The 19065-nt window shown below is 76.1% G+C and carries 21 protein-coding genes; 5 read left to right on the top strand and 16 right to left on the bottom strand.

Going from position 1 to position 19065, the window contains the following annotated elements; translation table 11 throughout:
• Window positions 1-104 precede the first annotated feature (104 nt).
• The 4 genes from HL054_RS13485 to HL054_RS13470 are packed head-to-tail and all read left to right on the top strand — an operon-like array spanning window position 105 to window position 3395.
• Window positions 105-797, top strand: a complete 693-nt coding sequence (locus HL054_RS13485; RefSeq protein ID WP_369139525.1) for a CDP-alcohol phosphatidyltransferase family protein — start codon at window positions 105-107, stop codon at window positions 795-797.
• Entirely contained in the window at window positions 790-1347 is a 558-nt protein-coding gene (locus HL054_RS13480) for a hypothetical protein (RefSeq protein ID WP_369139524.1), read from the top strand. The genes HL054_RS13485 and HL054_RS13480 overlap by 8 nt, the downstream gene beginning before the upstream one ends.
• Window positions 1348-1383: 36 nt before the next feature.
• Complete coding sequence (gene menE, locus HL054_RS13475; RefSeq protein WP_369139523.1) at window positions 1384-2529, top strand: o-succinylbenzoate--CoA ligase; 1146 nt, start codon at window positions 1384-1386, stop codon at window positions 2527-2529.
• Window positions 2526-3395, top strand: a complete 870-nt coding sequence (locus tag HL054_RS13470) for a 1,4-dihydroxy-2-naphthoate polyprenyltransferase (protein ID WP_369139522.1) — start codon at window positions 2526-2528, stop codon at window positions 3393-3395. The genes menE and HL054_RS13470 overlap by 4 nt, the downstream gene beginning before the upstream one ends.
• Here the strand turns inward: HL054_RS13470 and HL054_RS13465 are convergent.
• Together HL054_RS13465 and HL054_RS13460 are read right to left on the bottom strand one after the other, a co-directional pair.
• Window positions 3388-3681 (bottom strand): DUF4229 domain-containing protein, encoded by a 294-nt coding sequence (locus tag HL054_RS13465; RefSeq protein WP_369139521.1) that lies wholly within the window; start codon window positions 3679-3681, stop codon window positions 3388-3390. The genes HL054_RS13470 and HL054_RS13465 overlap by 8 nt on opposite strands.
• Window positions 3674-4102, bottom strand: a complete 429-nt coding sequence (locus HL054_RS13460; protein ID WP_369139520.1) for an Lrp/AsnC family transcriptional regulator — start codon at window positions 4100-4102, stop codon at window positions 3674-3676. Before HL054_RS13460 ends, HL054_RS13465 begins: the two co-directional genes overlap by 8 nt.
• A 138-nt stretch (window positions 4103-4240) precedes the next feature.
• On the opposite strand from HL054_RS13460, the gene HL054_RS13455 reads away from it, so the two are divergent.
• A complete protein-coding gene (locus HL054_RS13455) occupies window positions 4241-4468 on the top strand; it encodes a hypothetical protein (RefSeq protein WP_369139519.1) in 228 nt (75 codons plus the stop codon).
• A gap of 69 nt (window positions 4469-4537) precedes the next feature.
• On the opposite strand, the gene HL054_RS13450 is transcribed toward HL054_RS13455, so the two are convergent.
• The 14 genes from HL054_RS13450 to HL054_RS13385 form a co-directional block, all read right to left on the bottom strand.
• Window positions 4538-4780, bottom strand: a complete 243-nt coding sequence (locus tag HL054_RS13450) for a hypothetical protein (protein ID WP_369139518.1) — start codon at window positions 4778-4780, stop codon at window positions 4538-4540.
• Window positions 4781-4960: 180 nt separating this feature from the next.
• Entirely contained in the window at window positions 4961-5911 is a 951-nt protein-coding gene (ccsB, locus tag HL054_RS13445) for a c-type cytochrome biogenesis protein CcsB (RefSeq protein WP_369139517.1), read from the bottom strand.
• Complete coding sequence (resB, locus tag HL054_RS13440; protein ID WP_369139516.1) at window positions 5908-7563, bottom strand: cytochrome c biogenesis protein ResB; 1656 nt, start codon at window positions 7561-7563, stop codon at window positions 5908-5910. The genes ccsB and resB overlap by 4 nt, the downstream gene beginning before the upstream one ends.
• 73 nt (window positions 7564-7636) lie before the next feature.
• On the bottom strand, window positions 7637-8467 hold the full coding sequence (locus tag HL054_RS13435) for a cytochrome c biogenesis CcdA family protein (RefSeq protein WP_369139515.1): 831 nt from the start codon (window positions 8465-8467) through the stop codon (window positions 7637-7639).
• Between the two features lies 1 nt (window position 8468).
• Entirely contained in the window at window positions 8469-9044 is a 576-nt protein-coding gene (locus HL054_RS13430) for a TlpA family protein disulfide reductase (protein ID WP_369139514.1), read from the bottom strand.
• Complete coding sequence (locus tag HL054_RS13425) at window positions 9037-9675, bottom strand: histidine phosphatase family protein (RefSeq protein WP_440347934.1); 639 nt, start codon at window positions 9673-9675, stop codon at window positions 9037-9039. Before HL054_RS13425 ends, HL054_RS13430 begins: the two co-directional genes overlap by 8 nt.
• Window positions 9672-11036 carry a glutamate-1-semialdehyde 2,1-aminomutase gene (hemL, locus tag HL054_RS13420; RefSeq protein WP_369139513.1) on the bottom strand — a complete coding sequence of 455 codons (1365 nt, stop codon included), beginning with the start codon at window positions 11034-11036 and terminating at the stop codon, window positions 9672-9674. Before hemL ends, HL054_RS13425 begins: the two co-directional genes overlap by 4 nt.
• Before the next feature lie 103 nt (window positions 11037-11139).
• Entirely contained in the window at window positions 11140-12129 is a 990-nt protein-coding gene (gene hemB, locus HL054_RS13415; RefSeq protein WP_369139512.1) for a porphobilinogen synthase, read from the bottom strand.
• Window positions 12126-13697 carry a uroporphyrinogen-III synthase gene (locus HL054_RS13410; RefSeq protein ID WP_369139511.1) on the bottom strand — a complete coding sequence of 524 codons (1572 nt, stop codon included), beginning with the start codon at window positions 13695-13697 and terminating at the stop codon, window positions 12126-12128. Before HL054_RS13410 ends, hemB begins: the two co-directional genes overlap by 4 nt.
• 88 nt (window positions 13698-13785) lie before the next feature.
• Entirely contained in the window at window positions 13786-14727 is a 942-nt protein-coding gene (gene hemC / locus HL054_RS13405) for a hydroxymethylbilane synthase (RefSeq protein ID WP_369139510.1), read from the bottom strand.
• Window positions 14724-16112, bottom strand: coding sequence for a glutamyl-tRNA reductase (locus HL054_RS13400; protein WP_369139509.1), 1389 nt, complete (start codon window positions 16110-16112; stop codon window positions 14724-14726). The genes hemC and HL054_RS13400 overlap by 4 nt, the downstream gene beginning before the upstream one ends.
• A complete protein-coding gene (locus HL054_RS13395) occupies window positions 16109-16795 on the bottom strand; it encodes a redox-sensing transcriptional repressor Rex (RefSeq protein ID WP_369139508.1) in 687 nt (228 codons plus the stop codon). Before HL054_RS13395 ends, HL054_RS13400 begins: the two co-directional genes overlap by 4 nt.
• 224 nt (window positions 16796-17019) lie before the next feature.
• Window positions 17020-17274: a glutaredoxin family protein gene (locus HL054_RS13390; RefSeq protein WP_369139507.1), complete on the bottom strand. Its 255-nt coding sequence runs from the start codon at window positions 17272-17274 to the stop codon at window positions 17020-17022.
• Window positions 17267-18901, bottom strand: coding sequence for an AMP-binding protein (locus HL054_RS13385; protein WP_369139506.1), 1635 nt, complete (start codon window positions 18899-18901; stop codon window positions 17267-17269). Before HL054_RS13385 ends, HL054_RS13390 begins: the two co-directional genes overlap by 8 nt.
• Between the last annotated feature and the right edge of the window lie 164 nt (window positions 18902-19065).

The raw sequence follows: 19065 nt of genomic DNA, 5'->3' as shown, positions 1-19065 counted from the left end.
CGTGCTGCTGCGGGAGACTCGGGCCCTGACCTGGTGCGCCCCCGGGGCAGACCCATAGCGTGCACGCGGCGCCGACCGGCGCACCCGAACCCCCGGAGGTCACCGTGGCCCACCAGACGGCACCCCGGCCGGCCGGCGACCTCACCCCGCGCCGGCCCGGCCTGCCCGCCCGGTGCGGCGTGCGCGGCTGCGGCTGCGAGGACCCCCGCCAGCTGCTCAACGCCGCCAACGCGGCCACCGTCGTCCGGACCGTCGCCTCGCTGGTGCTGGTGACCGTCGCCGCCGTCCAGCACTCCTGGCCGTGGCTGCTGGCCGCCTACCTCGTGTACTGGGTCGGGGACTCCGCCGACGGCAACATCGCCCGCTGGCGGCACCAGGAGACCCGGTTCGGCGCGGTGTTCGACGTGGTCTGCGACCGCATCAACTGCATCAGCTGCGCGCTGGTGCTGCTGCTGTTCATCGACGCGCCCTGGCCGGTCGCGGTCTTCCTGTTCCAGTTCGTCGTCGTCGACCTGCCGCTGACCCTGCTGCCGATGCGCTGGCCGGTGCTCTCGCCCAACTACTTCTACCTGATCGACCCGCTGGCCTACACGCTCAACTGGCACGTGGTCGCGAAGGTCACCAACACCACCCTGCTGATCACGCTGCTGGTCTTCGTGCCCGACCAGCGGGTCGCGCTGGTCGCCGCCTCCACGGTGCTGCTGGTCAAGGTCTGGTCGCTGGGCCGGGTGCTCCGGCTGACCGTGCCCACCGACACCCCGCACGTGCCGCAGGGCGCCGCCGCCGCCCGTGCCTGACGCCGGCACGATCGGCCTCGTCGCGCTGGGCCTGCTGGTCGGCGCGGTCTCCGCGGTCACGCCGTTCCTGCCGGTCGAGGCCTACGTCATCGGCGTGGCCGTCACCCGGTCGCCGACCGTCGCGGTGGCCTCCGCGCTCGCCGCCGCGGTCGGGCAGACCGTGGGCAAGGTGCTGCTGTTCTACACCGCCCGCGGCGCGGCCAGCTCCCGCTGGCTGGAGCGGCTGCGCGAGCGCGGCGCCAAGGAGGCCGCCGAGATCACCGCGGCCGAGGAGGCCGGGGTGGAGCCGCCGGGCGGGCCGGTCCGGCGGGCGCTCCGGCCGGTCGGGCGCTGGCTCAAGCGGGTCAACGCGCTGGGCATCGCCCTGCTGTCGGGCCGCTGGGGACCCGCCGTGGTGCTGCTCAGCGGATCGGTGGGCATCCCGCCGCTGCTGGCGATCGCCTTCTACGCCGGGACGTCGAAGATGAGCGTGCGGGCCTTCGTCGTCGCCTGCCTCGTGGGCCGGGCGATCCGGTTCGTCGCCCTGGCCCTGGTGCCCGACCTGTTCTGACCGGCGCCCGCGCCGCGCGCCGTAGCCTGACCCCTTGTGGCCCGGCAGCTGACCCTCGTGCCCGCGCCGCCCCCCGAGGACGCCGCGGGCGTGCTCGGCACCGTCTGGCCCGCCCTTCGGCGCGCCCTGGACGGCGACGCCCCGCTGGCCGTGCTCCCCGCCGGCCCCGGGCCCGCGGACGCCGCCCGTGCGGTGCTCCGGGCCGACGAGCCGCTGGAGCCGGGCACGGACCTGGTCGTCGTCACCTCCGGCTCGACCGGCGGCGGGCGGGGCGTGCTGCTGTCGGCCACCGCGCTGCGCGCCTCGGCCGCCGCCACGCACGACCGGCTCGGCGGGCCGGGCAGCTGGCTGCTGGCGCTGCCCGCGTCGGCGGTCGGCGGCCTGCAGGTGCTGGTGCGCACCGCGCTGGCGGACCGGGAGCCCGTGGTGCTCGGCCGCGGCGAGCCGCTCGCGGCCGGCCTGGCCCGGCTGCCGGCCGGCGACCGCCGGTACCTCTCGCTGGTGCCCACCCAGCTGCGCCGGTCCCTGGCCGCCGAACCCGGGGCGCTCGCCGCCTTCGACGCGGTGCTCGTCGGCGGGGCCGCCACCGACCCCGCGCTGCTCGCCGACGCCCGCGCCGCCGGCGTGCGCGTGCGCACCACCTACGGCATGAGCGAGACCGCCGGCGGCTGCGTGTACGACGGGCGCCCGCTGGACGGCGTCGCGGTCCGGGTGGCCGAGGGGGTCGAGCTCACCGGGCCGCTGCTGGCGCACGGCTACCGGCTCGACCCGGCCGGCACCGCGGACGCCTTCGTGGACGGCTGGTTCCGCACCCGGGACGCCGGCTCGCTCTCCCCCGACGGCACGCTGACCGTGCACGGCCGGCTGGACGACGTGGTCGTCAGCGGCGGCGTCAACGTCTCCCCGCAGGCGGTGGAGGCTGCGCTCCGCGAGCACCCCGCGGTCGTCGACGCCGTCGTCACCGGCCTGCCCGACCCGGAGTGGGGGCAGCGCGTGGTCGCGGTCGTCGTGCCGGCCGCGGGCGCCGTGCCGCACCTGGCCGAGCTGCGGCCCTGGGTCGCCGCGCGGCTCGGCGCCGCCGCCGCCCCGCGCGAGCTGTCGCTGGTCGACGCCGTCCCGACCCTGCACACCGGCAAGCCCGACCGCCGCGCAGTCCTGCGCACCCTTGGAGGACACCCGTGACCACCGCAGCCGAATGGCTGGAGGGTGCCCGCCCCCGCACCCTGCCGGCCGCCGTCGCCCCGGTCCTCGTCGGCACCGGCGTCGCCGCCGCCCTCGACGGCTTCCGGCTCGTCCCGGCGCTGCTGGCGCTGCTCGTCGCGCTCGCCCTGCAGGTGGCGGTGAACTACGCCAACGACTACTCCGACGGCCGGCGCGGCACCGACGCCGACCGGGTCGGGCCGATGCGGCTGGTCGGCTCCGGGGCGGCCACCGCGCGCCAGGTCCTGGTCGCCGCCGGGCTGGCGTTCGCCGTCGCGGCGCTGGCCGGCCTGGCGCTGGCCGCGGTCTCCAGCTGGTGGCTGGTCGCGGTCGGCGCGATCAGCATCCTGGCCGCCTGGACCTACACCGGCGGGCCGATCCCCTACGGCTACCGGGCGCTGGGCGAGGTCTTCGTCTTCGTCTTCTTCGGCCTGGTCGCCGTGGTCGGCACCACCTTCGGCCAGACCGAGTCGCTCGACGGGCTGGCCTTCGCCGCCGCCGTCCCGATCGGGCTGTGCTCGGTGTCGCTGCTCGTGGTCAACAACCTGCGCGACGTGCACGGCGACGCCGCCGTCGGCAAGCGGACGCTGGCCGTGCTGCTCGGCGAGGACCGCACCCGCGTCGCCTACGTCGGGCTGCTCGTCGTCGTCTTCGGCACCATCGCGGCCATCGGCGTCGCCCGGCCCTGGGCCCTGCTCGGCCTGCTGGCGCTGCCGCTGGCGGTGCCGCCGGTGCGCACGGTCACCGGTGGCGGCCGCGGGCCGGTGCTGATCGGCGCCCTCAAGGCGACCGGGCAGCTCACCCTCGCCGTCGGCGTCCTGCTGGGCGCCGGCCTCGCCCTCAGCTGAGGCCGTCGGTCTCGGTGCCGCGCAGCTGGGTGCGCAGCACCTCCTTGCGCTCCTGCCGCGCCACGAGCGCGCTGGTGAGCTGCGTGCGCACCCGGCCGAGCACCAGGAACGACACCGGCATGGACAGCAGCACCCCGAAGAGGAAGCCCGGGGTGCCCGGCAGCCCCAGCACCCACAGCAGGGCGATCAGGGCGGCGGCGATGACCAGCCGCCCGAGCGTGTAGAGCAGGAACCACTTCAGCACCTTCGGCTGGTCGTCCCCGCCCGGCCCGATCGGTTCAACCACGACGGCCCTCCCACTTGGTCGACAGCACGACGGTGGTCCGGGTGCGTGCGACGCCCCGGACCCGGTTCAGCGCGCTGATGGTGTCCTCCAGCGCCCGGATGTCGGGCACCCGGACCTTGAGCACGTACCCCTCGCTGCCGGCGACCCGCCAGCAGTCCTCCACCGACGGGAGCGCCGCGAGGGCCTCCTCCAGGCCGGTGTCGTCGACCTGGTCGCTCTCGATCACACCGACCAGGGCGGTCACGCCCAGGCCCACAGCCGCCGGGTCGACGACCGCCTGGTAGCCGGTGATCACGCCGGCCGCCTCGAGCTTGCCCACCCGCTCGTGCACCGAGGGGGCCGACAGCCCGACCTGCCGGGCGAGCTCGGCCCAGCTGGCCCGCCCGTTGGCCCGCAGCAGGCTGATCAGCTGCTCGTCCACCGCGTCGATGACGCCCCTCCGGTCCTCGCGCCCGCCCGGACACCGGCCCGGACGGCGATCCGACCCCGGTCGGGCGGGATCACCGCCCCCGAGTATCGCCGCGGTCGTACATTGGGGGACGACGAGGGGGGTGGCCTGATGGTCTTCCTGGTGATGATGCTGATCGCGGTGGCCGTGGTCGTGCTCGTGATGCGTGCTGCAGCCGCCCAGAGCGGTGGGCAGGGGGGCATCGGCCGACCTGAGCGCCCGCCGCGGCGCCCGCGGGCACAGCGGCCCACCACCCGGCCGCTGGCGCCCGACGACGACCCGGAGTTCCTGCGCGAGCTGGAGCGCCGCACCCGCCGGGACGACGGCTCCCCCGCGTAAGGCCGCTCACGCCCCCGCTGCCGGGCCCCGCCGCGAGCTCGCCCGTGGTGGGGGGCAGCGGGTCCTCGTTCAGGCGGCTCTGCTCGACCCGCCGAAGAGCCGCCGCCAGCCGGTCCGGCGCGGGGCGGGGCTGCGCACCGACTGCCCGCTGGCCGGCCGGTCGCCGGGCCAGCCCAGGCCGGTGCCGTCGGCCGGGTCACCGGGCCAGCCGAGGCCGCCCTCGGTGCCGGTCGCGGTGAGCGCCCGCGGCTCCCGGCCGTGCCGTGCGGCCCCGGCCGCCGCGGTGGGGAGCCGGTCCAGCGCGGCTGCCACGAGGGGGTCGACAGCCGCGCCGTCGTCCGCCGCGTGCCTACCCACGGTGATCACCACAGGGCTCGGTCATGCGCCCAGGATGCCACGGGCCAGGGCGCGCCGGGCGGCCCCGCGGCTGGCCGGCGGCCGGTGTCACCCGGACGTGACCGACGGTGAGGGCCCCGCCTCACCCGGACGACGTCAGCTGACGCCGCCGTAGCTGTGCAGCCCGGTGGACACGAAGTTCACGTACAGCAGGTTGAAGACCATGACCGCCAGGCCGACGACGTTGACCCACGCCGAGGGCCGGCCGCGCCAGCCGGACGTCGTCCGGGCGTGCAGGTAGGCGGCGTACACGACCCAGGCGATGAAGGCCCAGGTCTCCTTCGGGTCCCAGCCCCAGAACCGGCCCCAGGCGCTCTCGGCCCAGATGGCGCCGGCGATGACCGCGAAGGTCCAGATGGGGAAGCCGAAGACGGCGGTGCGGTGGGCCGTGCGGTCCAGCGCCGCGGCCGACGGCAGCCGGTCCAGCAGGGAGGGCGCGAGCGGGCCCTCGGCGGCGGCGCGGTCCTCGCGGCGGCTCTGCACCAGGTACAGCACCGAGACGATGCCGCTGACGAAGAAGATGCCGAAGCCCAGCGTCGCGGTGCTCACGTGCACCGCGAGCCACCAGGACCGCAGCGCCGCGACGAGCGGGCCGGTCTCGACGTAGAGCACCATCCGGATCAGCGCCATGGAGACCACGACCGGGCCCATGACGAACAGCCCGATGTGCCGCAGCTCCGGTGCCCGGACCGCGAGCACGACGTAGGCGACGACGGCCACGAGCACGACGACCGTCGTGAACTCGTACATGTTGCCCCAGGGCAGCCGGTCGGCGGCGAGCCCGCGGGTGACCACCACGGCGGCGTGGGTGAGCAGGCCGGCGCCGGTCAGCAGCATGGCGACCGCGCCCAGCCGGCGGGCGCGGGGCGGCTCGGGCAGGGCGTCCGCGTCGGCCGGCGACGCGCCGCCGGCGGCGACCAGCTGCCGCTCGCGGGCCGGGCGCCCGAACGCCAGCTCGGCGCAGAACGCGACGACGGCCAGCGAGTAGACGACCACCGTGATCGTGAAGAAGGTGTCGGACAACCGGGCGAGCGACTCGTCGATCACGACGGCGGTGCCTCCTCGTGGGCAGTGGGTGCGGCGGCGGCAGTGGGTGCGGCGGCGGCCGCGGGAGCACGGGCGGCCAGCGCAGCCCGGACGTCGTCGGCCAGCGCGGTGAACCGAGGACCGGTGTCGGCGCTGCCGCGGGTCAACGAGCCGATCGACAGCACCGTACCCCCGCCGTCGGAGGCCGGGCCGGGGCGGGCGAACACCCGCTCGCGGCGGACCATCAGCATGCCGATCAGGCCCAGCAGCACGGCGATCGACGCGGCCAGCACCCACACCTGACCGGGGTCGTGCGACAGCTGCATCGCCGCGAACTCCTGGTAGCCGCTGAAGGTGACGACCGTGCCGTCGGGGAGCGTCAGCGACTCCCCCACCGCCAGGTTGCCCGAGGCCTGCTCGGTCAGCAGGCCTCGGTCGATCTGCCGCTGGTCGAGGGAGTACACCGACTGCGGCAGCCCCGAGTCCAGGCCCAGGTAGCCGGTGTAGACGACGACGGCGACCTGCGGGTCGAGCGGCCGGGGGTCGACGGAGGTGAGCACCCCGCCGCTCTGCAGCACCCCGGTCGGCGCGAAGAAGCCCTCGATCGCCAGCTGGTCGGTGGAGCCCGCCCCGAGGTCGGGCACCTTGAGCACGCCCTGGCTGGCGAGGGTGCCCTGGTCGGCGGGCAGGAACGGCGCGGACAGGTCGGTGAACGCCGTCCCGTCGGGCAGCGTGATGCTGAACTCGGGGCTGTAGCCGTGGCCGGTGACGTAGACCCGCTCGCCGTCGGTGCGCAGCGGGTCGTTGACCCCGATCGTGGTCTCCCGGTCGCTGCCGCCGCCGGCCGGGCCGTAGCCGATGTCGGCGGTGTAGGACGACGCGGTGAGGTCGTCCTCGTAGGTGGCCTGGAAGTCCGTCAGGTCGACGCACAGGTCGGCCATCGAGTCGCTGTCGACCAGCGGCCCCGAGGAGTAGGTGTCGTACTGCTGGAAGGAGTTGCAGAAGCCCTGGCCCTCGGTGACCAGGATGCTGCCCTCGTAGCCCCACAGCTTGCCGCCGGCCAGTCCGAGCAGCAGGGCCAGCAGGGAGAGGTGGAACAGCACGTTGCCGGTCTCGCGCAGGTAGCCCTTCTCCGCCGACACCTCCGGTCCGGCGCGGCCCTCGCGGCGCACCACCCGGAACCGGCGGACCCGCAGCTCCTCCTCGACGACGTCCAGCGCGGTGGCGCCGGGCAGCTCGGTGGGCAGCTCGGCGTGCTCGGGCAGCCGGTGCAGGTGCCGGGGCGCGGCCGGCGGCGGGGTGAACAGCGTGCGGCCGTGCTCGATCGCCCGCGGGACGACGCAGCCGATCAGCGAGAGGAACAGGAGCAGGTAGATGGCGGCGAACCACGGCGAGCTGAAGACGTCGAACAGGTAGAGCCGGTCGAGCCACTCCGCCAGCGTCGGGTTGTCCACGAAGTACTGGGCGACGTTGTTCTGCGACAGCGAGCGCTGCGGCAGCAGCGAGCCGGGGATGGCGGCGACGGCCAGCAGGAACAGCAGCACCAGCGCGGTGCGCATGGCGGTGAGCTGCCGCCACCAGCGGAGCAGCCGGGCGAGCACCCGGCGGCCGGGCGAGGGGCGGGACGGCGGGGTGGCCGGCGCCGCAGGCCGCGGCGGCGCGACGGTGCTCACAGCACCTCCTCGCCGGCGCTCGTCGGCACTGCGAGCAGTGCTGCGGTGCACCTCGGTGATCTCGCGAGCTCGATCACAGCGGCGCCCCCTCTCCGAGCCCGGTCGCGGCCAGCCAGCCGCGCAGCCACTGCATGAGCTCGGTCCAGGCGCCGGTCACCAGCATCAGCCCGACGGCGACCAGCACGACGCCGCCGACCCGGGTGACCGTGCGGGCGTGGGTGCGCAGGAACGAGGTGGCGCCGACGGCCCAGCGGGCGCCGAGGGCGACGAGCACGAACGGCACGCCCAGGCCGAGGCAGTAGGCGACGCCCAGCAGCGCGCCCCGGCCGGCGTTGGCCTCGGTGAAGGCCAGCGAGTTGACCGCAGTGAGCGTCGGCCCGAGGCACGGGGTCCAGCCCAGCCCGAACACGACGCCGAGCAGCGGCGCCCCGGCGAGGCCGACGGCGGGCCGGGCGCTCATCCGGGCGGTGCGCTGCAGCAGCGGCAACCACCCCAGGAAGCCCAGGCCGACGACGATCGTGACCACGCCGAGCACCCGGGTGATCGTGTCGTTGTGCTGCAGCAGCACCCGGCCGAGGCCACCGACGGCGGTGCTCAGCACGACGAAGACCACCGTGAAGCCGAGCACGAACAGCAGCGCCCCGGTGACCATCCGGCCGCGGCTGGGCCGCTCGTCGGTGCGCACGGCGGTGGCGACCGAACCCGCCCCGGCCGGCGCAGGGGCCGTCGTCCGGGTGCCGGCCGGGGCGCCGCTGCCGACGAGGCCGGTGACGTAGGACAGGTAGCCGGGCACCAGCGGCAGCACGCACGGCGAGGCGAAGCTGATCAGCCCGGCCAGCATGGCCACCGCAGCCGCGAGCAGCAGCGGACCGTCGGTCACCAGGTCGGTGATGCCCTCGGCCACGTCACCCCTCCCCGAGCAGCTGGTCGATCGTGGTGCGCAGGTCGTCCTGCCGGACCTCTCCGGTGTACACCGCGGCGACGCGGCCGTCGGGGTCCAGCACGATCGTCGAGGGGATCGCGGTGGCCGGGAACCCCCGGAACGCCAGCGCGACCTCGCCCTTGGGGTCGAACAGCGAGGGGAAGGTGATCGCCTTGCTGTCGAAGAAGGCCACCGCCTGCTGCAGCTGGTCCTTCACGTTCAGCCCGAGGAACTGCACGCCGTCGTCGGCGACCTCGCTGTAGACCTCCTGGAACTGCGGGGTCTCCACCCGGCAGGGCGGGCACCACGAGCCCCAGAAGTTGAGCACGGCCACCTCGCCGGCCAGCTCGGCGGAGGAGAAGTCCGCGCCGTCGAGCAGGGTGCCGGAGAAGTCCGGCGCGGTCTCCCGCTCTCCCGCGGGGATCAGCTCGCCCGCGGGGGTGCCCGCGACGAAGCGGAACTCGCCGCCGTTGTTCACGTCGACGGCCTCGCCCTCACCGCTGGCGCACCCGGCGAGGGCGGCACCGGCGGCGAGCAGCGCGAGCAGCGACCTACGCACCGGGCACCGCGTCCGGGTCGGTGGCCCCGGCTGGCTCGGCGTACTCCAGCCGGACGAGCTGGTCGCCGGAGTAGACCAGCGAGGTGACGCTGGCCAGCCCGCACTCGCGGCGGCGGGGGTCGTGCAGGTAGCGCCGGCCCTCCAGGTGCAGCCGCACGGTCCAGATCGGCAGCTGGTGGCTCACGCAGACCGCCTCGTGCCCGCGGGCGGCGTCCCGGGCGGTGGCGATCGCGCCCAGCATCCGGGCGGCGATCTCCCGGTACGGCTCGCCCCAGGACGGCTTCCACGGGTTGCGCAGCCGCCACCAGTTCTCCGGGTGCTTCATCGAGCCGTCGCCCACACCGAAGGTCTTGCCCTCGAAGGAGTTGCCGGCCTCGATCAGCCGCTCGTCGGTGGCGGTCGTCAGGCCGAGGGCCTCCGCGATGGGCTGCGCCGTCTGCTGCGCCCGCTCGAGCGGACTGGCGACCAGGTGGGTGACGTCGCCCCGGTCGGCGAACCAGGCCGCGGCGGTGCGGGCCATGGCCTCGCCGGCGTCGGAGAGCCGGTAGCCGGGCAGCCGGCCGTAGAGCACGCCGGCCGGGTTGAAGACCTCGCCGTGCCGCATCAGGTGGACGACGGTCGTCTCGCTCACGGCTGCAGCTCCAGGGCGTCTCGTGCGGCGGGCGGGGCCGAGCCGCCGGCGGCGGCCGCGGCGGCCTCGGCGGCGGCGGGCAGGGCGGCGAGCACGTGCGCCACCGCCTCGTCGTCCAGCGCGGCGCTGACGAACCACGCCTCGAACGCCGAGGGCGGCAGGTAGACGCCGCGGGCGAGCATGGCGTGGAAGAAGGCGGTGTGCGCGGCCACGTCCTGGCTGCGGGCGTCGTCGTAGTCGCGCACCTGGCGCTCGTCGGGCACGAAGAAGACCGAGAACATCGAGCCGGCCTGCTGCACCCGGTGCGGGACGCCGGCGGCGAACAGCGCGGCGCTGGCCGCACCGCGCAGGGTGGCGGCGACCTGGTCGCAGTGGGCGTACACGTCGTCGGTGCACAGCCGCAGCGTGGTCAGCCCGGCGGCGACCGCGACCGGGTTCCCGGCCAGCGTGCCGGCCTGGTAGACCGGGCCGGACGGCGCCAGCTGCTCCATCACGTCGGCCCGGCCGCCGAAGGCCGCCGCGGGCATCCCGCCGCCCATGACCTTGCCGAAGGTGAACAGGTCGGCGTCGACCGGGTCGAGGCCGTACCAGCCGGACCGGGACACCCGGAAGCCGGTCATCACCTCGTCGACCAGCAGCAGCGCGCCGGCGGCGGCGGTGATCCGGCGCAGGTGGGCGTTGAAGCCGTCCAGCGGCGGGACGACCCCCATGTTGCCCGCGGCCGCCTCGGTGACGACGCAGGCGATCTGGTCGCCGCGCTCGGCGAACACCGCCTCGACCGCGGCCACGTCGTTGTACGGCACGACGATGGTGTCGGCGGCGGCGCCGGTGGTGACGCCGGGGGTGTCCGGCAGACCCAGGGTGGCCACCCCGGAGCCCGCCGAGGCCAGCAGCGCGTCGACGTGGCCGTGGTAGCAGCCGGCGAACTTCACGACCAGCGGCCGGCCGGTGTACCCGCGGGCCAGCCGGACGGCGGACAGCACCGCCTCGGTGCCGGAGTTGACCAGCCGGACGCGCTCGACCGGGGCGACCCGGCCGGCGATCTCCTCGGCCAGCTCCGCCTCGGCGGCGGTCGGGGTGCCGAAGGTGAAGCCGTTGCGGGCGGCGGCGGTGACCGCGGCGACGACCTCGGGGTGCCCGTGGCCCAGGATCATCGGGCCCCAGGAGGCGACCAGGTCGACGTAGCGGCGCCCGTCGGCGTCGGTGAGCCAGGCGCCGGACCCCGACGCCATGAACCGCGGGGTGCCGCCGACCGCGCGGAAGGCGCGCACCGGGGAGTTCACCCCGCCCGGGGTCACCCGCTGCGCCCGGGCGAAGAGCTCGGCCGACGCAGGGGCCTCGTACGGGTAGGGCTCGGTCACGGTCCCACTCTCCCAGGCGCTGCTGTGCGGCTCGCGCGGTGCTGGACGGCCCCCTTGCAGGGTCCCGCCGCGAGCTTGCGAGTGGTGGGGGGCAAGGGGGTCCTTATCGCACCCACCGGGCGGCCTCGACCGCCCAGTAGGTGAGCACCGAGCCGGCGCCCGCCCGGCGGATGGCGGTCAGCGTCTCCAGCACGGCCCGCCGCCGGTCGATCCAGCCGTTCGCGGCGGCCGCCTCGACCATCGCGTACTCGCCGCTGACCTGGTAGGCGCTCACCGGCACGTCGACGGCGTCGGCGACCTGCCGGACGATGTCCAGGTACGGCAGCGCCGGCTTGACCATGACGGCGTCGGCGCCCTCGGCCAGGTCCTGGGCGACCTCGCGCAGCGCCTCGGCGGCGTTGGGCGGGTCCATCTGGTACGTCGAGCGGTCGCCGAACTGCGGCGCCCCCTCGGCGGCCTCGCGGAACGGGCCGTAGAAGCCCGAGGCGTACTTGGCCGCGTAGGCCAGCACCGGCGTCTCGGTGTACGCCGCGCTGTCCAGCCCGGCCCGGATCGCGGCGACCTGACCGTCCATCATCCCGCTGGGGGCGATGACGTGCGCCCCGGCCCGGGCCTGGGCGATCGCCACCGCGGCGTAGCGGTCCAGCGTCGGGTCGTTGTCCACGACGCCGGCCGGGGTGACCACGCCGCAGTGCCCGTGGTCGGTGTACTCGCACAGGCACAGGTCGGCCATCAGCACCAGCTCGTCGCCGAGGTCGGCCCGCAGCTGCTGCAGCGCGACGTTCACGATCCCGTCGGCGGCGTCGGCCTGGGAGCCGACGGCGTCCTTCTCGGCGGGGATCCCGAACAGCATCAGCCCGCTGATGCCGGCCTCGGCCGCCTCGTGCGCGGCCTTCCGCAGCGAGTCCGTCGTGTGCTGGACGACGCCGGGCATCGAGCTGATCGGGACCGGCTCGGTGATGCCCTCCTTGACGAAGACCGGCAGCACGAAGTCAGCCGGGGACAGCCGGGTCTGCGCGGTCCACCGGCGCATCGCCGGGGTCGAGCGCAGCCGGCGGCCCCGGGCGAAGCCGGGGTCGGCGCCGCCGGTCACTGGCCCTCGCCGCCCTCCGCCTCGGCCCGCCGCGCCTGGGCGAACTCGGCCAGGGCGTCGACCAGCGGGCCGACCGCGGCGACCTCGGGCTGCACGTCGACGCGCAGGCCGAACTCGGTGGCGCTGGCCGCGGTGGCCGGGCCGATCACCGAGACGACGGTGCGCGCGTGCGGCTTGCCGGCGATGCCGACCAGGTTGCGCACGGTGCTGGAGGAGGTGAAGCAGACGGCGTCGAAGCCGCCGCCCTTGATCGCCTCGCGCACCGCGGCCGCCGGCGGCGCCGCCCGGACGGTGCGGTAGGCGGTGACGTCGTCGATCTCCCAGCCGCGCTCCTTGAGGCCGGCGGCGAGGGTCTCGGTGGCGATGTCGGCGCGGGGCAGCAGCACCCGGTCGATCGGGTCGAACACGTCGTCGTAGGGCGGGAAGTCGGCCAGCAGGCCCTCGCTGGTCTGCTCGCCGGTCGGCACCAGCTCCGGCACGATGCCGAACTCGCGCACGGCGTCGGCGGTCTGCTGGCCGACGCAGGCCACCTTGACCCCGGCGAACGCGCGGGCGTCCAGGCCGAGCTCGGTGAACTTCTCCCGGACGGCCCGCACCGCGTTGGTCGAGGTGAAGACGATCCAGCCGTAGCGGCCGGTGACCAGGCCCTTGACCGCGCGGTCCATCTGGGCCGGGCTGCGGGGCGGCTCGACGGCGATGGTCGGCACCTCGACCGGCACGGCGCCGTAGGCGCGCAGCCGGTCGCTCATGTCGCCGGCCTGCTCCTTGGTGCGCGGCACCAGCACGCGCCAGCCGAACAGCGGCCGGCTCTCCCACCAGGAGAGCTTGGCGCGCTTGTCGACGACCGCGCCGACGGTGACCACGACCGGACCGGTGAGGGTGTCCATCCCGGCGGACTTCTCGGCGACGGCGCCGAGCTTGCCGGCCACGCTCTTCTGCGCGGTGCCGGTGCCCTCGGTGGTGACGACGACCGCGGTGTTGCCCGACAGCCCGCCCTCGACCAGCGCGGCCGCCGTGGCGGCCAGCTGGTCGGCGTTGGCCTGCAGCACCAGCGGGCTGCCGGTGCCGGTCACGGCGGCGGCGAGCGCGGCCAGCTGACCGGCGCTGTCCACCGACGCGTCGACCGCACGCAGGTCGGCCTGGATGGAGCCCGCGCCCAGCGGCACGCCGGCGTAGGCGGGCACCGCGGTGCCGATGGCGACGCCGGGGACCACGTCGAAGGCGACGCTGGTGCGGGTGACCGCGAGCGCCTCCTTGACCACGGCGTCGCTGGTGAACGGGTCACCGGCGACCAGCCGGACGACGACGTTGCCGTTCTTCGCCGCGGCCACGGCGCCCTTGGCGACCTCGGCGGGCTCCCCGCTGACGGTGGTCAGCTCGAGGTCGGGGTGCGCCTCGCGCACGGCCTCGACGACGGCGGTCGAGACGTCGGCGTCGACGAGGACCACGTCGGCGCCGGCGATCGCGGCGGTGGCGCGGCCGGTCAGCAGCTCCGGGTCGCCGGGACCGGCGCCGACGAAGACGACCGTGCCCTTGCCGTTGCCGTTCTGCTTGCGTGAGCGCGTCATCGCGTGCTCCTGTTCCTGCCCCGGGTGGGGGTCGCTGCGGGTGGTGCGGGACGGGTGGGGGCGGGCCGGGCGGCCCACCGGGGGGAGCTCACCGGGCACCGGCCATGAGGGCGGCGGCGCCCCGGTCGAGCAGCTCGGCGGCCAGCCGCCGGCCCAGGGACTCGGCCTCGGCGGCCGGTCCGGAGATCGAGTCGCGGACCGCGTCGCTGCCGTCGATCGCGGTCACCGAGGCGCGCAGCCACAGCTCGGCGCTGCCGTCCTCGGCCTCGGCCAGCTCGGCGTAGGCCGCGACCGGCGCGCTGCAGCCGGCCTCCAGCGCCGCGAGCACCGAGCGCTCGGCGGCCACGCACGAGCGGGCGGCGTCGTCGTCGAGGGCGGCGAGCAGCTCCACGACGCGGGGGTCGTCGCTGCGGCACTCCACCGCCAGGGCGCCCTGCGCCGGCGCGGGCAGCACCTGGATCGGGTCGAGCACCTCGGTGACCGCCGACAGCCGGCCCAGCCGGGACAGCCCGGCGCGGGCGAGCACGACGCCGTCCAGCTCGCCGGAGGTGACCTTGCCCATCCGGGTGTCGACGTTGCCGCGGATCGGCACGACCTCCAGGCCCAGCCCGAGGGCCAGCAGCTGGGCCGTGCGCCGCGGGGCGCCGGTGCCGATCCGGGCGCCGCGGGGCAGCTCGCCGAGGGTGAGGCCGTCACGGGCGACCAGCACGTCGCGCGGGTCCTCCCGCGGCGGGACGGCGGCCACGGTCAGCCCGGGGGTGGGCGCGGTCGGCAGGTCCTTGAAGCTGTGCACGGCCAGGTCGACGGTGCCGGCGTGCAGGGCGTCGCGCAGCGCGCTGACGAACACCCCGGTGCCGCCCAGCTGGGCGATCGCCTCGGTCGACCGGTCGCCGTAGGTGCTGACGTGCACCAGCTCGACCGGCAGCCCGCTGGTCGCGGTGAGCGCGTCGGCGACGTGCTGGGACTGGGTGAGCGCGAGCTGGCTGGCCCGGGTGCCCAGGCGCAGCGTCGCCGTCTGCAGGCCGGTCACTCCGGGCTCCCCTCGACCGAGAGGACGTCCAGGGCCGACAGCGTCGTCCCGGCGGGCAGCTCGGGGTCGACGGTGACGGCGCGGGAGAGGCTGGCGGTGTCGCCGTCGAGCCCGAGCCCGAACAGCGCCCGGAGCGCGTCGGCGTAGTCGGTGCCGCCGGGGGCGCCGGCCAGCTCCTTCACCCGCACGGTGGGCTCGTGCAGCAGCTTGTCGACCACCCGGCGGACGGTGCGGGCGATCTCGCTGCGGGCCTTGGCGTCCAGGTCCGGGAGCCGGGTCGACAGCCGCAGCAGCTCCGCGTCCACCACGTCGGCGGCCTGGCTGCGCAGCGCGGAGACCGTCGGGGCCACGGTGGCGGCCTGCCGCTCGGCCCGCAGCAGCGAGGTCTCCAGCTCGACCAGGGCGTGCGCGGCGGCGATGTCGTCGGCGGCGACCGACCCGGCGACCGGGCGGCCGGGGTCGGCGGCGCGCTCCCCCTGCAGCATCGCCAGGTCCACGACGTGCACGCCCGGCAGGCCGGCGACCGCGGCGTCGACGTCGCGGGGCAGGGCCAGGTCGACGATCGCCAGGGGCCGGCCGGCCCGGCCGGCGAGCGCGGTGGTGACGACGTCGGTGCCGATGACCGTGCCGGTGGCACCGGTGCAGGTGACCAGCACGTCGGCGGCGGTGAGCTCCGCGGCCAGGTCGTCGAGGTCGGCCTGGCGCCCACCGACGGACTCGGCGAGGCGGGCCGCGCTGGCCGGCGTCCGGCTGCTGACGGTGACGGCGGCGCCGCGGCGGGCCAGGGTGGTCGCCGCCAGGGCGCCCATCGACCCCGCGCCCACGACGAGGACCGGCCGGCCGGCGAGGTCCCCGAGGGTGCGGGTGACCCGGTCCAGCGCGACGGAGACCAGCGAGGCGCCGGCCTTGTCGATGCCGGTCTCGGCGTGCACCCGCTTGCCGACCCGGAGCGCCCGCTGGGCGATCGGGTGCAGCTCCCGCCCGACGGTGCCCTCCTCCTGGGCCAGCGCGTAGGCGGCCCGGAGCTGGCCGAGCACCTGGGTCTCGCCGACGACCATCGAGTCCAGTCCCGCGGCGACGGTGCACAGGTGCCCGATCGCCTGGTCCTCGTAGTAGACGGTGACGTACGGGGAGAGCTCCTCCACCGTGGCGCCGGCGTGCCGGGCGAGCACCCGGCTGACGTCGGTGATCCCGCCGTGGAACCGGTCGACCTCGGCGAAGACCTCGATCCGGTTGCAGGTGGCGAGCACGAGGGCCTCGGAGACGTGCTCGGAGTCGACCAGCTCGTGCAGCGTCTTCACGGTGTCGTCACCGGACATGCTGACCTGCTCGAGCAGCGCGACCGGCGCGGTCTGGTGGCTGATCCCGACGGCGAGGAGGCTCATCGCGCACCGCCCGTGGCGCGCAGCGCCGCCACCACCGGCGCCGAGCCGTCGCGCTGCTGGTCCAGGAAGGCCAGCACCTGCAGCTCCACCGAGAGGTCGACCTTCCGGACGTCGACGCCCGCAGGCACCGTCAACGCCACCGGCGCGAAGTTCAAGATGCTCCTCACCCCGGCCGCGACCAGCCGGTCGCAGACCGACTGGGCCACCTCGGCCGGTGTCGTGATGACCCCGATGGAGGCCCGGGTCTCGGCGACGACGGCCTCCAGGTCCTCCACGGGGCGGACGGTCAGGCCGCCGACCTCGCTGCCCACCGACCGCGGGTCGCTGTCGAGCAGCCCGGCGAACTGGAAGCCGCGGCTGGCGAACCCGCTGTAGTCGGCCAGCGCCGAGCCGAGCCGGCCGATGCCGACCAGCACGCACGGCCGGGACCGCTCGCCGCCGAGCACCTCGGTCAGCCGGTCCCGCAGGCCGTTGATCGAGTAGCCCACGCCGCGCACGCCGCAGGGGCCCAGGTAGGACAGGTCCTTGCGCAGCCCCGCGGGGTTGACGCCGGCCGCGGAGGCCAGCTCTCCCGACGAGACGTGACTGCGGCCGCCGTCGGCGAGGCCGGCCAGCACCCGCAGGTACACGGCCAACCGGGCAACGGTGGCCTCCGGGACGATCCGGGGCCGCGACTCCGACACGGGCAGACTCCACAGCGATCCGAACGCGCTCCGGCCGGGGCCGGGGACGCTCGGGAGGGACTTCGGGACGCGGGCGCGACGGCGCCCGGCGAACCCCACGGTAACCGCTTGTGAACTCCTGAACAAAGTCGCCGACGCCGTCCGTGCAGGTCGGGGCGCTCTGCTGTGTCCAGGACCACGCTACCCGGCCCCCTCTTGGGGCCCGCAGGGCGGCTCCGGCGGGGTCAGGCCGGGGGGAGCCCGAGGTCGCGCCGCAGCCGGACGACGTCCACGGTGAAGTGGCTGTGCTCGCGCCCGTCGAGCAGCACGACCGGCACCCGGTCGCCGTACTCGGCCTGGAGCTCGGGGTCGGCGTCGACGTCGACCAGCTCGACCGGCGCCCCTGCCTCCGCGGCGACCCGGCCGAGCGTCTCCTCGGCGACCACGCACAGGTGGCAGCCCTGCCGGGTGAGCAGCTGCACGGTGACCGGCTCAGCCACGGGGCGCCTCCTCGTCGGCGGCGGCCGCCGCCGCCCGCTCCAGCCCGAGCTCGCGCAGCCGCGCCCGGCTCACCTTGCCCGCCAGCGAGTGCGGCAGCTCGGGCACGAAGTGGACCGCGACCGGCACCTTGAACCGGGCCAGCGACCGGCCGGCGTGCTCGCGGAGCGCCGCCTCGGTCACCTCCGGGGCGCCGGGGGCGCGGACGACGACGGCGTGCACGGCCTCGCCGGTGCGCGGGTCCGGCACCCCGATGACCGCGCTCTCGGCCACCCCCGGGTGCTCGCCCAGGACGCGCTCGACCTCACCGGGGTACACGTTGAAGCCGCTGACCAGCACCAGGTCGCGGCGCCGGTCGACGAGCTTGAGGTCCCCGTCGGCGTCCCGGTAGGCGATGTCACCGGTGAGCAGCCAGCCGTCGGCGTCCGGCCCGTCGGCGCCGTCGGGCCAGTAGCCGCGGAACAGGTTCGGCCCGCGGGCGCACAGCTCGCCGGCCTCGTCGCCGTCGTGGTCGTCGTCGGCGAACGGGTCGCCGAAGACGTCCTCGCGGACCCGGGTGCCCGGGTCGGGTCCGGCGGTCGGGCCGCCGGCGGTGTCGCGCAGGGTGAGCTCGACGCCGGGCAGCGGGCCGCCGATGCACTCGGGCTTGGCCCGGCCGGTGGCCAGCGTGCTGGCCAGCACCGGTGCGGCCTCGGTGAGCCCGTAGCCCTCCCAGACGGTGACCGCGGCCCGGGTGCGCATCGCCTCGAACAGGGCGCCGGGCATCGGGGCGGCGCCGCAGCTGGCGGTGCGCACGGCGGCGAACCCGCGGCGGAGCACCGCGTCGCTCCCGGCGGCGTCGGCGACCGCCAGCCAGGCGGCGTACATCGGCGGGGCGCCGGGGACGGCGGTGACGTCCTCGGCCGCCATCAGCTGCAGCGTGGCGACCGGGTCGAACTCCTCGACCAGCACGGCGCAGGCGGCGGTCTCGGCCACCAGCCCCCAGCCGCTGTTGAAGCCGTAGACGTGGAAGAGCGGCAGCACCAGCAGCACCCGGTCGCCGGTGCGCACCGGCGGCGGGTCCAGCGCCAGCAGCTGCTGCTGGTTGGCCAGCAGCGCGGCGTGGCTGAGCATCGCCCCGCGCGGCCGTCCGGTGGTGCCGCTGGTGTAGGCCAGCAGCGCCAGGGCGTCGGCGTCGTCCGGGTCGTCGGGCGCGGCGTCAGCGGAGTGCGGCGGGCCGACGCTCACCGGCACCCCGGCCAGCTCGGGGCGCTCGGCGGCGACCACCAGCAGCCGCGCGCCGGAGTCGGTGAGCAGGTGGGTGACCTCGGGGTCGGTGTAGGCGGTGTTGACCGGCACCACGACCAGCCCCGCCCGCAGCGCGCCCATCACCGCGACCACCCAGTCGACGGTGTTGCCCAGCTGCACCGCGGCCCGGTCGCCGGGCGCCAGCCCCCGGGCGCGGTAGCCGGCGGCGGCCCGGTCGACCCGCTCGTCGACGTCGGCCCAGGTCAGCCGGGTGCCGCCGGCGACCAGCGCGGGTGCGTCACCGGCGGCGCGGGCCGCCCGGCGCACCAGCGCGGAGAAGGACCGGACCTCACCGGGACCCGCCGCCGGCAGCCCGTGGGCCGGCACCTCGTCGACCGGCACGGGAGACCTCCGCAGGGAGCAGGACGACCGCCGGAGACGGAGGTCGCGTGGACGCAGCGCCCCGATGTTGTCACCATGGGCCCTGGGCCGCAGCCTCCCCGCGCGCAGTCGCCGGGACGGGCACAGGGACCGGGCCACCGGCTCGGACGGCGTGGAGGAGGTGG

The organism is Modestobacter versicolor, from assembly GCF_041028285.1.
GTDB lineage: Bacteria > Actinomycetota > Actinomycetes > Mycobacteriales > Geodermatophilaceae > Modestobacter > Modestobacter versicolor_A.
The sequence above is the reverse complement of the archived record's forward strand: the minus strand, read 5'-3'. Positions and strand labels throughout refer to the sequence as shown.